Here is a 14,931-nt window from a genome sequence, read left to right as displayed (position 1 = left end):
GCTACATGACCAATCAACAACAAGACTACGACACACCATGATCGCAAATACTGTTGTAAGAGCACGAATAGATTCGGAAACAAAGGATGAAGCGAGCGCCATTCTGGCCGCAATGGGCTTATCGATTTCCGATGCCCTCAGATTACTGATGAAAAAGATCATCGCAGAAAAGGCGCTGCCGTTCAATCCGCTCGTACCGAATAACGAAACTATCAGGGCCATTAAAGCCGCTCGAAGCAGAAAATTGAAGACTGCAGGGTCCGTTGATGAACTCTTCAAAGATCTCAATGCGGACGATTAAATACACCAGCAAATTCAAGTCCCTACAAAAGAGAAAAGAGTGGGCAGCAAAGTAAAAAACTCGATACCATTCTGAAACCCATCCTCGAAATTCTGGTTGAGAATGGGACATTACCGAAAAACGTGGTTGACCATCCGCTCAACGGGCAGTGGGAGGATTGTCGGGATTGCCATGTCAAGCCGGACCTCATCCTGCTCTACCGAAAACCTGAAGAAGCCACCCTTGAACTGGTACGGCTTGGTTCCCATAGCGAATTGGAATTATGATGTCGTAATCGACACCCCCAGGCTCACCGCCCCGACATAATCAGTCCCGTTCATCCTCCAAGAATCAAGCGTAAACCGCCTTCTATACCACAGAGCCAGGTGACACACTCACTCACGTCACCCGCCTCAGAAGTTCTGGTGGTTCGACCGGTGCATCGATCTTGATCTTCGCATAGACCTCAGTCATCCTGATCGAACAGTGACCCAGCATGTCAGAAACCAAATGCTGAGCACAACCAAACATCGAGCCAGTCATCTCCTCAATCCCCGACGATCGGCAGCACGTCGCGCCGGCACCTCGGATGCTGCGGTGGTTCGGTCGCGCCGCTCGGGACCATCCACCCCTATCGCCTGCAGGATGCAGGCCATCATGGCAAAAGCAAAACCAAGCGCCCCCGCCTAACAGCGATTGAAAAAGAGTTCTATCCCGGATATTTATTGAATGCATCGTTCAATGTTATATTGAATTGATGAGTATGCTATCCGTTACAGCGAGTGATGACAAGCGGCGCTTTATGGATCCACTGGATCATGATGCTCTTGACATGATTGTAAGCCGCATCAGTTACGGAGGGAATCCGGAACACAAAAGAAATCCCGGAGATTTCGGGCTGATGCCTCCATCCCAGCCAAGGCCCGACAAGTCACTCTGTGATGAAGTCGGCATTTTCAAAAAAGCAGAAGCTGAACGCTTACTCCTTGATGGAGTAAAGCGAGGCATGATAAGCCAGAACTGGCGTCAGGGATTTCCGCAAAACATCTGGGCGGTTACTGAAGACGGGATAGCGGTTGAAGCGCAACTCGAAAATGCAGGAAGGGGAACATACCATGGTTACCCTATGCCCTCAACTGATCACTTTGCAAAAGCTGTAGTAGAACGATGGGATAACACCAATGGATAGACCCTTTGCCATCGATTTCGAGTGGCTTGACCGCCCGTCAGCTGAAGGGCCGGAACGATATACCTTCGCGGCTCTGAGCATTGCCGTTGACAAGCAGATCCTCACTGAACTTGAAGACATTACCTCCAGAACCGTCAGGTCATCGATGCGCTGTTCGGCATATGACCTGGCGGTATGGTTGCTGCAGAACTGGTGGCGCCTTGTCACCGAACCCGAGAGGAACACCATCGACTGGAAAATGAGCCATTGCCTGGGCGGTATAGGACAGGGGTTTTTATGGCCGGACATCTGCTTCTCAAGCGACGGTCTTGAAATGAGTGTCCAGTCTCACCCTACCTCCCGTATCAGCAAAGCGATGGTGCGGTACCTCAACGAAATCCACGGGGTATTGCCTGTCGATACATTCAAGACAGAAGTACTTGCTTTTGCCGATGCAGTCATAGCCAGACTGCAGGAGACCGGTTTACGCTCAAGCCTCCTTCACGATCTCCGCCATGACCTTCAGCAGGAACAAGCGGACCCGGAGATCACGCGCTGGCGTGAAATCGAGGCGCTTCTTGGCTTTGATCCAGAGTCGGCACCTGAGGAACTGGTCAATGAAGTACGAACCATGTCCGGGACTCAAGGAAATGCAGCAATCAATGAGCTGCTTGCATTTGCCGGACCTGAAATCAGTCCACTGATGCAATGGGTGACAAAAGAAGCCCATGCCATAGCCACTCCCGTAACCATTCCGGACACTGATATTCTGAGAAAGGCAACCGCCCTCATCGACCCTGCATTGCTGCCATGGGAACGGGCAGAGAAAGCCGCTGAATGTGCCAAACAGCACTGGTCACTTGCCGAGATACCCCTGAGCAACCATCACCTGACGGATCTGTTTTCAATGAGGAAAGGCGCTTTGAACGGATCCAGCCAGAAAACCCCGGTCAGTATCGGTTTCCGCAATGGTCATGCTGACCGGATCGATGCAGCCCTCAGCTCTCCATACGAGACAAACCGCCGGTTTGCACTGCTCAGAGTCGTTGCCGATCAACTCTACTCACCAGGCCTTGATCGACTGCTGCCAGTCACAACGACAAGGACCGCACGACAGAAATTTCAACGGGCATTCGCCCAGGCATTTTTATGCCCTGCCATTCAGCTCTTCGACTTTATAGACAACGATTTCAGCAATGAGAAAATAGAAGACGCTGCAGGCTATTTCAATGTTTCCCCTCTCCTTATAGAATCCACGCTGATCAATAAAGGCATACTGGACCGATCGGACACTGTCGAGTTATAGCTTTTCAGGGATCCAGAACCAGCCATGGCTGTTCCGGCTCCCACCCTCAAAATAATCGGCCGCTCCCTTCGGAATAAAGACCCCCGCCGCAGGCAGGGGTACTGAAGATTTTATCCAGCTAAAACAGTGACAACCGGTAACCGCTGAATATGGACGAACTGACGGAGCACTGCTCCATATCCCGAAACCCCAACCCCGTCAAACATATCCTGCTACTTGCCCTACTTGTTCGGTTACTTCGGGGGTATCAGGGGAGAAGCTCCCCTCAACTGCCATGTTCAAGGCACCACAGGAGGCTCCCGCTCATCAATCAGAACCCTGTCCCGCCATTTGAGTTCACCCTGTTCCGTCCCTTTCAGATACACGCTTTGGGCCGCATAATCCTCGGCCAACCAATCGCAGGCCATGAACCCTGACGTCTGCCTCTGGTGCAGTACATGCATACGTAACGGGTTTTTCATCAAAACGCCCTGACAGCCCTGACCCGCTTGAGATTATCCTTCCCGAAAGTATTGTACTGCACTCCGCTCTTGAAGTTCTGATACCAGGCACACATTGCACTGCTTTCTGAGGAACTCCAATAACCGGTTGCAGCAAAACCACCAGCAAAGGACCTGTTAAGGAAAAGCTCGTTCAGCTCTTCCCGGCTTGGCAGAAACCAGTCACAAAAACCGCCGCCACGATAAGCCGCTGCTATTGCTGCGGCAGATCCCCGAAAACTCCCGGGAGGATACTTCAACAGAATCTTCCGTGTATTTTCTGCACCTTGACCCATCCCGACGTCTGCTGCATTGAGCTGCCGCCACGCATAATCCGTTTCATTCTTCACCATACGCTGTCCCGTACTCCAGCGATACTGGCCAACAGAGTGACGTTTATCCCAACGGTCAGGAACGTCCACGCTGCTGTCCACCAGTGCGGCAACAAGACCATGCCGACGGCTCTCATCGAGATAGAAAACAATCCCGCCCCCAACCCTGTCACCATAACTGATGGAAGAGCTTGATGACGAGCCCTGTAATTCCTTATCCATAACAATTCCCCCCCCATCTTATGAAGATAGCGAACGTCCCTATGCTCAAGAAACCACAGCCACAGCTTTCATCTTCACCGTAACCAGCCCCTCAGCCAGTTCAAGCGCACCCAGAGGCCACAGCTCTTTCAGCCGTGGGTGGTGCACGCCGGGCGTGCCCGCTTCCGGCCGGCAGTTGAGTACCGCCGCTTTCCACTGTTCCGGTATTGCATCTATGCCGTAAACCGCACCGAGAAGAGCCCCGCATACTGCCGCGTTGGTATCGGTGTCACCTCCCTGCATGAGGGTATCGACAACGCCCTCCTCAAGGCTTTCGGCGTACAGGGCATTTGCCTGACCAACCTTCGGATGCGGGTGGGTAAGGGCCGCGTCATCTTTTGCCCAGCGGGCCGCATCAGCGAGCGAATGGCGGGAGCAGAAGATGCCGAGCGGACTGATGCGCATCAACGCCCCGTTGGCCTGGCTTTCATGGTCGTGCATGTTCAGCATGGCGCTCATCATGGTCCTGCCGTAAACGAACGGCTCCGACCCCCACCACCAGCGGTAAGCAGACATGATGCAACATCTCTCTGATAACACGAAAGCTATTCTGCTGCTGACGGCGCCCCAATAAAAGTGGTTGCCGAAAAGCTCTACGCTGCAGGGCTTAGAGCCGATGTTTGCGGGAAAACTGAAAAAAACCCTCGCTGTTCGGCATATGACCTGGCGGGATGGTTGCTGCAGAACTGGTGGCGCCTTGTCACCGAACCCCTGGAGGAACACCATCGACTGGAAAATGAGCCATTGTCCGGGCGGGATAGGACAGGCGGGGTTATGGCCGGACAGTCAAGTGTTAACTGCTTTATTTTTATTTGGTTCCACCATTTGAATCACCAGTTTCATTCCGCACGCATGAGCATATCGCCTCAACGTATGAAGAGAGGGCGAATGATCCTTCTTTCCAAGGCTTGATTCAATGCGTGCCAGCACCGGCTGAGACACGCCCATCCGTGAGGCCACCTCAGCCTGAGTAAGCCCTGCATGTACCCTGGCATCAAGGAGTGCGGCTAATGCAGCGAACTCATCTTCAAGGGCATCGTAGGCTACCTTGAATTCCGGATCGGTGGCACACTTTTTAGCAGCGACCTCGCCGGGATCAAAGAATACCGGTTCATATGTATCGTCAGTGCTCATCATTTTATCTCCTTTTGTCGTTTTCTTGCAAACAGGATGTCCTGCGGTGGCGTCTTTTGGGTCTTTTTGATGATTTCGTGAAGAATGATCACCTCGCGGTTAATCATTGAACAAAAGAATGCCCGACCAATGCCTTCTGGCCCTCGCGCCCTGATTTCAAACAACCCGCTTCCTCATGGCCGGGTATAGGGCATTCCAAGATTGGGGCCCGCAGACTTCATCATTTGGGTGATCTTGATAAAACTGGCATACACACCAGTAGGCCAATTGTCAATCCCGGCCTCAACCGAACTGTTGTAATAACCTATTCTGTATTCCATAGGGTAATATGGCATGCAAGCTAAGCCCTGTCAAGTAATTCTCCATTCTCGTCCTGCCAGCAGGTTAAATTGGCTGATTCCCATCAATCTCCCCATTGATCTCCTCCAGCTGCGCATCATCCTCCAGCGTGATAGCGGCCACCAGCTTCTGCAGCTCCTTCTGGAGCATAGCGACCTCCACCGATCATGAAGAATTGAACAGTTATTCCGGCGGGATGAACCGTCAACGCCGGTAACAGTGCCGATTGAGCCCCGTTATTGAGCCCCGTTATTGAGCCAGTCATTGCACCACCATCGTATCCACTCTGCCCCTCTTCACCGTAACCAGCCCCTCAGCCAGTTCAAGCGCACCCTGAGGCCACAGCTCTTTCGGCCGTGGGTGGTGCACGCCGGGCATGCCCGCTTCCGGCCGGCAGTTGAGTACCGCCGCTTTCCACTGTTCCGGGATTGCATCTATGCCGTAAACCGCACCGAGAAGAGCCCCGCATACTGCCGCGTTGGTATCGGTGTCACCTCCCTGCATGAGGGTATCGACAACACCCTCCTCAAGGCTTTCGGCATGCAGAAGCTGGTAGAACGCGTTCTGCAGTGCAACAAGCACCCATCCCTCTACAGGGTGACCATAGTTTTCCGGTGGCGCTGCGGCTGCGTTCCGGACAGCGGAAGCAAGTTTCGGGTCAATATCCATAGTGTCCATCCAGCCGAGCAGTTCGCGATAAAGCTTTGCGGGAGCAGGACCTTTCTTCACCGCGTGTGCTATGGCCATGACGAACAGGGCATTTGCCTGACCAACGATCGGATGCGGGTGGGTAAGGGCCGCGTCATCCTTTGCCCAGCGGGCCGCATCAGCGAGCGAATGGCGGGAGCAGAAGATGCCGAGCGGACTGATGCGCATCAACGCCCCGTTGGCCTGGCTTTCATGGTCGTGCATGTTCAGCATGGCGCTCATGATGGTCCGGCCGTAATCGAACGGCTCCGACTCCCACCACCAGCGGTAAGCCGCCATGGCATGCTCCTCGCTGTAGGTTTTCCGGCCGGCAAGCGTAGCGGCAAGCACAAGGGCCATTTCAGAGTCGTCGGTAGGCTGGCCGGCAATGGTATTGTATGCCCCTCCGTCAACAATCTCCCTCAGCCCGTTCGGATAGTGCTGCAGGAGCTCCCTGGGGCCCGCAAACTCCGCGAGGGCACCGAGGGCATCTCCCGTAAGCTGGCCGAGCAGGCAGCCCTGTGCACGGGCTACAAGACCCTCAGTCTCTTTCATCGTACCATTCTTCATTTTCTTGCCTTATCGAGTCATAGTATTTGCCCTCAAGCGCAAGAGCGGCGATTGCATCGTAATGGGTCACCAGCATGCCGTTCCTCCGGGTGAGGGCGACAAGGGCCAGGATCTTGAACAGGCTGACCCGAGTTGCAATGCATGTTGATGAAGGGTGCGGAGGAACAAAAAGAATGTAGGTTAATCCGCTGTCATTAGAGAGTAATCTGCTATCTTTCTTCTACATCCTCATACCTCAGCCCTCATTCTACACCAAGGTAGATCGGGGCATAGGACAATAGCGGTCTAATGCCGTGGAATTCCACCGACCGCTGAAGAGCATAGGGTGCAGGAAGCATGCATTCACTCAACCTCGGAGACCCCCATGGGATATGTCGACAACAACATGCTGGAAGGCGAAGTCCTGTATGCCACCGGTCGCCTGCACTGGATTATTTTCTCCAGGGCCATTGCGTTCGCAGCAGCCGCAGCGGGACTGTTGATCTACGCCCTTGTCCTGCATACGGACGGCAGGCCGGATACGGCGAAGGTTCCCATATCCATCGGTCAGCTGTTGCTCCTTCCCGCCATCTGGTACGGCATTGCGGCCCTCGTCCGCAGGCAGTCTACAGAACTGGCAATCACTTCGAAACGGGTGATCGCAAAGTTTGGATTCATACGCCGGAGCACCATCGAGCTCAACCACAGCAAGGTTGAGAGCTTCCATGTGGACCAGAGCGTACTCGGCCGCATGCTCGGGTTCGGGACCCTGAACATCAACGGCACCGGTGGCGGCGTCACACCGATACCCCGTGTCACCGATCCGCTCGGGTTCCGCCGGCGGGCGATCGAGGCAATCGACGATTCACAGAAAAGAAACAGTGCCTGAGTGCGGGTTGGACAGTCTTTGTCCCATATGCTGATGCATATTGTATCCAGAACCCGTTAACACAAGACCGGAGATAATTATGGGACTGGACATACAGGAGCTGTTTACGAAAATGGCCGAGGAGAAACCTGCAGACAGCGGGAGGCGGGACGCTGTCCGCGACCTGGCACGCAGCTGGAGCCGGGACCCCGCAATGCTGGAATGGATGGCTCAGCGCAGCGAGTTCAAGTGTGAAGCGTTCGTGCGGCAACTGGCGGAACAGGAAATCTCCCTCTCGGATGAGGTGATGGGCGGTACTCTCATATGGCTGATGAGAAGAGCCTTGTTCGACGCACATGAGAGGGTACGTCGCGATGCACTCGTCGAAATCATGCGGGTATGGGGCCACCGTCCCAAGGTGAAGACCTGGGTCGTGGAGAGGACTGAAGGGAAGGAAAACCGTCACATCCGTGACACCCTGCTCGAGCATATTTCAAAGATGGAACATCTGGACGACAAAACCCGGCATGAAGCAGGCAGGAAACTTGCCATTTCGAAGGCAAGCCATGCACGGCACAGAAACCTGGAAGCGGGGCTCGACAGCAGCAGCAACGCCACCCAGCCGGAACAGGGCCCTCCTGACTCCCCTACCGGCCTTTTATTCTCGAACAACTGACCCCCGCACTGCAGCACAACGAGCAGTTCTGTCAACAGCATTGAGCGTGTCATCTGCATGGATCCACTCCCATTGGAACATGACGGCAGCCGCAAAGCTCCTGCGGTCATAGCATCGTGAGCCTGCGGCGAACTGGTCCGTTCGTGTTCAGCCAGTGTCGATGAAAAGAGATGGAGGGGACGTATCGGCAGAAAGGTTCTGTTCAGCCGGGCAGATGCCACCTACCCGCCCCCCCTCGAATCAAATCAACACGTACCGATGCGGGAATAGCTCGAGCCTCTCAATCATGGAGGCAGTCCTGTCGTTGGCTCACGGCATGCGGAAGAGCGGTTGAAGGGAGTAAAGCCGCGATATAGGATACCTCGCTACAGTTTTGCTGGCTGGAACACAAGAAACAGACACCCCTTGAGGCGCCCATATCATAGTAAATGATTAGTGTTTGCGTATTATTAGTGAACACAAACCAACGTATTCCTTCGAGCTTACTCACCCCATTTCTTCTGGAAGCCTCTATGCATAAACTCCCTACCGGACTATATGACCTGCTTCACACGGAAAAGCTCCACAAACGCCTTGAAGAAGAAGGGTTGCTGGACCGGGCCCAATGGGCTGAAGTTGATCGTGACGAAATTCATCACAGAGTCGCCATACCGTTATCAAGAGAGATAGCTGCGTTTATTTCCGAATCGATCGCTGGCCATAAGGCAGAGCACCTAACCGAGGCCCTCAACGAAGCCTTCCGTTCACCCGAGGTTCTGCGAGCCATCATGCAGGAGGTCCGTCCACACGCCACGAACTCTCTCTCTCAGATTCTGCCTCTCTCTCCACTCCAAGGTATTGCGACGAGGCCCGACACACCTCTTTCCATATCTGCACTCCTTACCGGCTCATCAAGAAGCCCTGCACTCAGGACCCAACTCATCAAAGAATTATCAAGCTGTGATAAAGCCGACTGGCTTGTGTCGTTTATCAGATATGCGGGAATATTGCCACTCTTGCCTGCGCTTAAGGCCTTTACATCCACCCCGGCTCCCGATGGAGAGCCGAAGCTTCGCATTGCCACAACAACCTACATGGGAGCGACGGAGGTAAAAGCCATTGAGGCACTTCTTGCTCTACCCAATACAGAAGTCCGGATATCATACGACACACGGCGAACCCGCCTTCATGCAAAAGCTTACATATTCCGCAGAAACTCTAGGTTCGGTTCTGCGTATATAGGATCGGCAAACATCTCAAAAGCTGCTCTGGACGAGGGATTGGAATGGACCGCTAAAATCAGTCAGTATGAAACGGCCCATCTCTGGGAACATGCCATAGCAACATTCGAGTCCCATTGGGAGGATCGAGGAGAATTCACCCCTTGCGACATCGAGGAATTGAAGAACGCCCTGGCACAAGAACAGCAAGGCGGATCAACAGATGAAAACGAGATCCCCTTTTTTGACCTTCGTCCCTACGGCTATCAGCAGGTCATCCTTGATGACATTCACAACGAACGAAACGCTGGCAAGCAGAAGCATTTAGTCATTGCAGCAACCGGCACGGGAAAGACCATGGTTGCCGCTTTTGACTACAAGGGGTTTGCAAAGGAGCATTCCGGATTCCCCCGCATCCTCTATGTGTCCCACCGGGAAGAAATCCTGAAACAGGCCAGAGCAAGTTTCCGGCAAGTCATGCGAGATGGCAGCTTCGGAGAAATTCTTGCCGGGGGCTCAGAACCCCGAAGCTTTGAGCACTTGTTCTGCACCGTTCAAAGCTGGAACGCAAGGAAACTTGATCACCTTCCTCCGGATTATTATGCCTATGTGGTCCTTGATGAAGCGCATCATGCCGCTGCTGACACTTATCAGCATCTCATCGCCCACGTTCGCCCGCTCTCACTACTCGGATTGACAGCCACTCCAGAACGAAGTGATGGAGAAGATATACGAAACGATTTCGGAGGCGCCTTTACCCATGAAATCCGTCTTGCTGAATCAATTGAACGAGCATTGCTTGCCCCGTTCCATTATTTCGGGATTCCTGATCTGGACGGGCTTGATTTTTCAAGCCTGCAGTGGACTCGAAACGGTTACGATGTCAGCGGACTCCGGCACCTGGTTGACAACAATAGCGCTCGGGCGCAATGGGTGATGGGTCAAGTTGATCGCTATGTCTCAGATATCCGTAAGATTAGGGCCTTAGGATTTTGTATTAGTGTGGAACATGCAGTATTCATGGCCAAGTGGTGCAGGGACAACAGCATCCCGGCCATTGTTCTCAGTGCAAATTCTCCCTCAGAGCTCCGCCATAATGCGCAGCGACAGTTAGAAGCACGCGAAATCAACATCATCTTTACTGTTGACTTATTCAACGAGGGCGTCGACATTCCCTCCGTCGATACCGTGCTCTTCCTGCGACCAACTGAAAGTTTAACCGTTTTCCTTCAGCAGCTCGGCAGGGGGTTACGCCTGCATGATGAAAAGCCTCACCTGACAGTTCTCGACTTTATCGCGCCACAGCACCGAAAGTTCAGTTTTGCTCGACGCTTCCGAGCCCTTACCAGCCGACCGGAACTCTCCCTTATACCACAAATAGAGTCTGACATGCCCTACCTGCCAGCAGGGTGCTTCGTGCACCTCGAAGCACAGGCTAAAGAGCACGTCATTAACAACATAAATGTAGCAACAGCATCGCTCCGCGAAAGCCAGCTTCTTCAGGAACTTCGCCAATTAAGCGCAGCCACAAAGGGAAAGGTAGGTCTGCAGGAGATTGTCAACTTTCTCAACATCGACTCTCCTGATGAACTGTATAAACGAGGGCTCCCACACCAACTCCTTGCCACAGCCACAGGCGATACGTCCATGCCGGCACCGGACCGCTTCAATGACTCGCTTGCGAAAGGATTCCGCCGGTTGCTGCTTATGGATGACACGAACCTGATTGCCGACGGAGCCAGAATGCTTATTGGTGCTTCTCCAGTATCTCAGGAAACACCCCGTCTTCTGCATAGTATGTTATGGGGAAAAGAAAAGCCCGGCAACGGGACACTACAGGACGTTGAAGGCTATCTCCGGTCCCACCCGGCCCTCCGGCATGATCTCAGGGAGCTGTTTAACTGGCTGCTTGAAAACCGTTCCCCCCTACCTGAAATACGGTTCCCAGAGTTGACGGGCCCCCTTTGTCTGCATGGATCCTACTCCAGGGCACAGGTAGCTCATGCTCTTGGATTGGGCTCTTTCGAAAACCCTATACCCTCACGTGAGGGATTACTGCACGTTCATGAACGGAAGCTGGACATTTTCTTTGCTGATATCAACAAAAGTGCCGCAGACTTCTCTCCCACAACCATGTATGAGGACTATGCCATTTCCGACACCCGCTTTCACTGGCAAAGTCAGACACGAACAAGCGACTCATCTCCCACAGGACTACGCTATATCAATCATCGAAGCGAAGGATATACCCCATTACTTTTCATTCGTAATAGAAAGCAGGCACCAAACGGGCTCACTGCACCATACTTCTTTGCCGGCCCCCTCCAATACCACAGTCATGAGGGATCAAAGCCCATATCAATTAAATGGGACCTGGAGCAGCCACTGCCGGCCAGAGCTCTTGAATGGGCTCGGCGTACCGGTTAGCCCATATACCGCCAGTGTAACCAAATGGCACGATGCAGTCCCCCCGCATCACGGCTTCAGTGAGCTCCGCGCCACCGATTCCTTTTTCTCCCAGCTCCTGAACGCCCCGAGCCCGAGCATGCCGAAGAGGATCTGCAGGGTCAGGGTCGTATCTATCCCGGGGAACTCCCCCTCATAGCCGAACACCACCCGAGCCGTAAAGCGCAGCAGCGGGTCCATGATGGCGGCATAGGCCAAAGCCAGCCCTGACACCCACCCTACGAACGGTCGCCAACCGGCGACAAAGACACTCCCGTGCCCTCTCTCCGCCGTGTTCAGAGTATGCTGCATGATAAGCTGCTCCCGAACTGGATACTGGCGCCCGGGCAGACCTTCCCCCATCTCCCCACCGCCTGCATCGGGTTCATCGTCAATAATGGCCGTGAGGGTACTGGTGGCGCCGGTTATCGGGCTGGTTATAGGGGCAGTTATCGGGTCGTTGCTTCCGTTGACAGAAAATGCCATGGTGCAGTCCCTCCAGTTCAGTTATGGTTGGTGGCGAACTCACGGCCGTATTCAATGAGTGCCTCGAAATGGACACGGGCGATGAGATCCCTCCCCTCTTCGCTCCCGAGGAACCGGCACTCATCGTGGTTGTCCATGAAGAGATTCTCCGTAAGAACGGCCGGGCAGATGGTTTTACTGAGCAGCGAGAACCGGTCGGTTTCCTTGTCGGGGTCACCGTCCCGGCGGTCGGTGCGTACAGGGTACCGACCGAGGTACATCCCGGCTTCCCTGTAGAGCATGGTGGCGAGCAGGTCGCTCCTGCTCCCCCCGTTTGAAGTCCAGCACTCCCATCCACTCCCCGGATGCCGGACAGAGGGCGAGGCGTTGGCATGCACCGAGAGCAGGACGGCACGCCGCCCCTCCGCGCGGGCATCACGGGCAATCTGGTTCGTGCGCCCGATCCGGCGCGTAACGGAAACATCCTCATCCTCAGGAACAAGCACGTGCAGCGGGATGCCCGCCTGCCGGAGGCTCATGGCAATACGGCGTACAACTGCCCGGTTGAACTCCCACTCGAACAGCTGCGCCATGTCGCTCCATGCCGGGCTCCGTTTGCCAGGCGTGTCGGAGCCGTGGCCGTTGTCGAGGATGACGAAGAGGGTGCCGGAGGAGGACGGTGTCATGAGTTTTTCTGATATGCCCGGTGCGCTTCATGCAGGCCCTTGAGCATGTACAGCTCTTTTTCAAGCAGCTGCATGCGCCGGAACAGCTCGGTCTGGTTGCGGTCGACAAGCGTCAGGGTCCGTGAGGCAAACCACCCGATGAGGCCGATGCAGACGATGAGGACCGCCTGAACGACATCGATGTATTCAACCCAGGCCGGCATCAGCGCACTCCTCCCTCAGCCGGCATGACATGCCGCACGGCTTGCTCCGGTGTGAAGAAGCGCTCCGGGGTGACGATGTGGATCGGGTAACCTGTCATGGTGCCGGTGATGGGTATCATGAGAACATGGGGTTTTATTGGTGACTCAGCTTCCGGGGCAGCGTGATTCTTCAGAACCCGAATTTCAGCCGGGCGAGTGCCAGGAGGGCTTCGAAGGTTTCATCATCGCTCATTCCCTCATACGCACTCATGTCGAAAGGCGGTGGCTCCCAAGCCGGGGGTTCGGTCCCGATGCGGCGACCGGCACTCTCCCCTTGTACCTCCCGCAGGATGCGGATGATGGCCGCCTCGTCGGGAAGCGGCATGTAGGTGGTACCCTGGAACTCCGTATGGCAGATGCGGCGTGTAGCTGTACCGAGGTCGGCACGGCTCGGCCGCATCCGCAGTATTTCCATAACGAGCCCGTCAAGGTGCTTTTTGGTACGCTCCCCCACACCCGTCCGGTAGAACTTCTGCATGACTTCGCTGTACCATTTCCCCTTGGACTCCTGGATCTGCATGAGAGCCGTCATGACCTCACCCTCACCGGGTTGATCAGCCCAGTCCTGCCGAGTGATCGCGGAGGAGCTGCATGAGGGAAGCGTGGTCGGCTTTGGTGGGTCCGGCACTCCGGTAGGCTGCATCGCGTTGGTAAGATCCATCTGTTCCTCCCCGTTTCTTGTTTTGGTTGAAATACCAGGTAAACCCCTGGTAGCCGTTTGCAAGCGTCTGGCGCAGGGCATCCTTTGCGCGCTCTTCATCACCGCCCGCCATATCGTAGAGCTGGCGGATGGCAATGTTCTGGAGCATATGGCTCGTGTAGGTGCGCGTTTTCTGCCGGGCATAGAACGCCCAGACCTCCGTCATGAAAGCCGCTGTGAATCCCGGATTCAGCACGCCGGGTTCAGGATTCTGCCTAGACTCCCCCGTAAGAGGTTCTTCATTCTTCTCCTTCTTTACATTCTTGGATGCTGTTGAAGGGTTGTTGGCTGTCAAGGCTCCGGTCTGCTGCAGGGTCTGTCGGACGTGCTCCTCCCTTTTCTGGTAAGACTCGTAATTGCAGATGGTTATGACCCGGTACCGGCATGTTGAGCTGTTTGTTATTTCACCCGTAGAGACCAGGCGGGCTATTGCGGTGCGGATCTGCTGTACTGAGAGCTTCAGATCCTGAGACAGCCGGTTGAGACCGGTAAGCACCTGGCCGCGCAGGACTGGTATGCCACGCCATGTCGTGTCGCTGTGGTTTACCAGAATGAGCAGGTGCATGAACACCCTGAAGGTGTTGGCATCGGTGTACCATTCCCACTGTGCCATCTGGCGATGGAGCTTCACCCATCCGCCGGTTGAGTTTTCTTTCATATGCTGTGCCTTTTAGGAATGAGCCCGCCGGCAATGCCCGGCGGACTGCGGTTGCCTTGCGCTGCGTCCGGCAAGGCTTGAGAACATTCTCCTGACCCGACGCGGTGCAGGGTGTATGATACCCTCACAGGGTTAACTGGTGCCGGAGGCTGCGTTTTTTTTGACCCAGTTGTCAAATGCGCGCATGACGCCCGCCCGGGTGCGATGGCGGAAGGGGTTGTTTTTGCCGATCACTTCAATTGTGTGGGTCCATGGCGTCGCTTCGTAGATGATGAACTCTCCGCCCCGGTACAGCAATTCAATAACGGTATTCTTGCAGCTCCGGATCTTCTCCGAAGTGATGTTGTTGGTGGTGCTGCTGGTAGGATTCTCTCCAAGAGGCGTTGTCAACTCCTCGCCCCAGACTCCATTATTGATCATGGTGTGCATGTGCAGTTACTCCTTTGATTGAGGGTGA

The 14,931-nt window shown here is 54.7% G+C and carries 17 protein-coding genes and 1 pseudogene; 7 read left to right on the top strand and 11 right to left on the bottom strand.

From position 1 onward, the window contains the following. Positions 1–37: 37 nt before the first annotated feature. From PLUT_RS04360 to PLUT_RS04350, 4 genes and pseudogenes are all read left to right on the top strand, one after another. Entirely contained in the window at positions 38–301 is a 264-nt protein-coding gene (locus PLUT_RS04360) for a type II toxin-antitoxin system RelB/DinJ family antitoxin (RefSeq protein WP_011357573.1), read from the top strand. After that, positions 288–567 (top strand): annotated as a pseudogene (locus tag PLUT_RS11445) (type II toxin-antitoxin system YafQ family toxin). Before PLUT_RS04360 ends, PLUT_RS11445 begins: the two are co-directional and overlap by 14 nt. A 515-nt stretch (positions 568–1,082) precedes the next feature. Then, positions 1,083–1,469, top strand: a complete 387-nt coding sequence (locus PLUT_RS04355) for a hypothetical protein (protein WP_049752417.1) — start codon at positions 1,083–1,085, stop codon at positions 1,467–1,469. After that, positions 1,462–2,754 (top strand): hypothetical protein, encoded by a 1,293-nt coding sequence (locus PLUT_RS04350; RefSeq protein WP_011357571.1) that lies wholly within the window; start codon positions 1,462–1,464, stop codon positions 2,752–2,754. Before PLUT_RS04355 ends, PLUT_RS04350 begins: the two co-directional genes overlap by 8 nt. 460 nt (positions 2,755–3,214) lie before the next feature. Here PLUT_RS04350 and PLUT_RS04340 read toward each other — a convergent pair whose 3' ends face one another. From PLUT_RS04340 to PLUT_RS04320, 5 genes are all read right to left on the bottom strand, one after another. Further along, positions 3,215–3,787, bottom strand: coding sequence for a DUF1566 domain-containing protein (locus tag PLUT_RS04340; protein ID WP_011357570.1), 573 nt, complete (start codon positions 3,785–3,787; stop codon positions 3,215–3,217). Positions 3,788–3,832: 45 nt separating this feature from the next. Next, a complete protein-coding gene (locus PLUT_RS04335) occupies positions 3,833–4,342 on the bottom strand; it encodes an ADP-ribosylglycohydrolase family protein (protein ID WP_041463801.1) in 510 nt (169 codons plus the stop codon). Positions 4,343–4,612: 270 nt separating this feature from the next. After that, complete coding sequence (locus tag PLUT_RS04330; protein WP_011357569.1) at positions 4,613–4,963, bottom strand: helix-turn-helix domain-containing protein; 351 nt, start codon at positions 4,961–4,963, stop codon at positions 4,613–4,615. Then, a complete protein-coding gene (locus PLUT_RS11950; RefSeq protein ID WP_275245727.1) occupies positions 4,960–5,124 on the bottom strand; it encodes a type II toxin-antitoxin system RelE/ParE family toxin in 165 nt (54 codons plus the stop codon). Before PLUT_RS11950 ends, PLUT_RS04330 begins: the two co-directional genes overlap by 4 nt. A 436-nt stretch (positions 5,125–5,560) precedes the next feature. Then, a complete protein-coding gene (locus PLUT_RS04320) occupies positions 5,561–6,541 on the bottom strand; it encodes an ADP-ribosylglycohydrolase family protein (protein WP_041463800.1) in 981 nt (326 codons plus the stop codon). A gap of 379 nt (positions 6,542–6,920) precedes the next feature. On the opposite strand from PLUT_RS04320, the gene PLUT_RS04315 reads away from it, so the two are divergent. From PLUT_RS04315 to PLUT_RS04305, 3 genes are all read left to right on the top strand, one after another. Beyond that, on the top strand, positions 6,921–7,424 hold the full coding sequence (locus PLUT_RS04315; protein WP_011357567.1) for a PH domain-containing protein: 504 nt from the start codon (positions 6,921–6,923) through the stop codon (positions 7,422–7,424). Between the two features lie 79 nt (positions 7,425–7,503). Further along, positions 7,504–8,079: a hypothetical protein gene (locus PLUT_RS04310; protein ID WP_011357566.1), complete on the top strand. Its 576-nt coding sequence runs from the start codon at positions 7,504–7,506 to the stop codon at positions 8,077–8,079. A gap of 512 nt (positions 8,080–8,591) precedes the next feature. Further along, a complete protein-coding gene (locus PLUT_RS04305; RefSeq protein WP_041463799.1) occupies positions 8,592–11,705 on the top strand; it encodes a DEAD/DEAH box helicase in 3,114 nt (1,037 codons plus the stop codon). Positions 11,706–11,753: 48 nt separating this feature from the next. On the opposite strand, the gene PLUT_RS11085 is transcribed toward PLUT_RS04305, so the two are convergent. The 6 genes from PLUT_RS11085 to PLUT_RS04275 all read right to left on the bottom strand — a co-directional run bounded on the left by PLUT_RS11085 (position 11,754) and on the right by PLUT_RS04275 (position 14,903). After that, complete coding sequence (locus PLUT_RS11085; protein WP_011357564.1) at positions 11,754–12,209, bottom strand: 3TM-type holin; 456 nt, start codon at positions 12,207–12,209, stop codon at positions 11,754–11,756. 17 nt (positions 12,210–12,226) lie between these two features. Continuing rightward, positions 12,227–12,874, bottom strand: coding sequence for an N-acetylmuramoyl-L-alanine amidase (locus PLUT_RS04295; protein ID WP_011357563.1), 648 nt, complete (start codon positions 12,872–12,874; stop codon positions 12,227–12,229). Further along, a complete protein-coding gene (locus PLUT_RS04290; RefSeq protein ID WP_011357562.1) occupies positions 12,871–13,077 on the bottom strand; it encodes a hypothetical protein in 207 nt (68 codons plus the stop codon). Before PLUT_RS04290 ends, PLUT_RS04295 begins: the two co-directional genes overlap by 4 nt. Before the next feature lie 169 nt (positions 13,078–13,246). After that, positions 13,247–13,648 (bottom strand): hypothetical protein, encoded by a 402-nt coding sequence (locus tag PLUT_RS04285; RefSeq protein WP_041463798.1) that lies wholly within the window; start codon positions 13,646–13,648, stop codon positions 13,247–13,249. Positions 13,649–13,670: 22 nt separating this feature from the next. Then, complete coding sequence (locus PLUT_RS04280; RefSeq protein ID WP_011357560.1) at positions 13,671–14,474, bottom strand: hypothetical protein; 804 nt, start codon at positions 14,472–14,474, stop codon at positions 13,671–13,673. A 132-nt stretch (positions 14,475–14,606) separates the two neighbouring features. Then, on the bottom strand, positions 14,607–14,903 hold the full coding sequence (locus tag PLUT_RS04275) for a hypothetical protein (RefSeq protein ID WP_011357559.1): 297 nt from the start codon (positions 14,901–14,903) through the stop codon (positions 14,607–14,609). Between the last annotated feature and the right edge of the window lie 28 nt (positions 14,904–14,931).

Origin of the sequence: Pelodictyon luteolum DSM 273, from assembly GCF_000012485.1 — a bacterium.
Taxonomy (GTDB): Bacteria; Bacteroidota; Chlorobiia; order Chlorobiales; family Chlorobiaceae; genus Chlorobium; species Chlorobium luteolum.
Note: the sequence above shows the minus strand (reverse complement) of the source record. Positions and strands in the feature narration are given on the sequence as shown.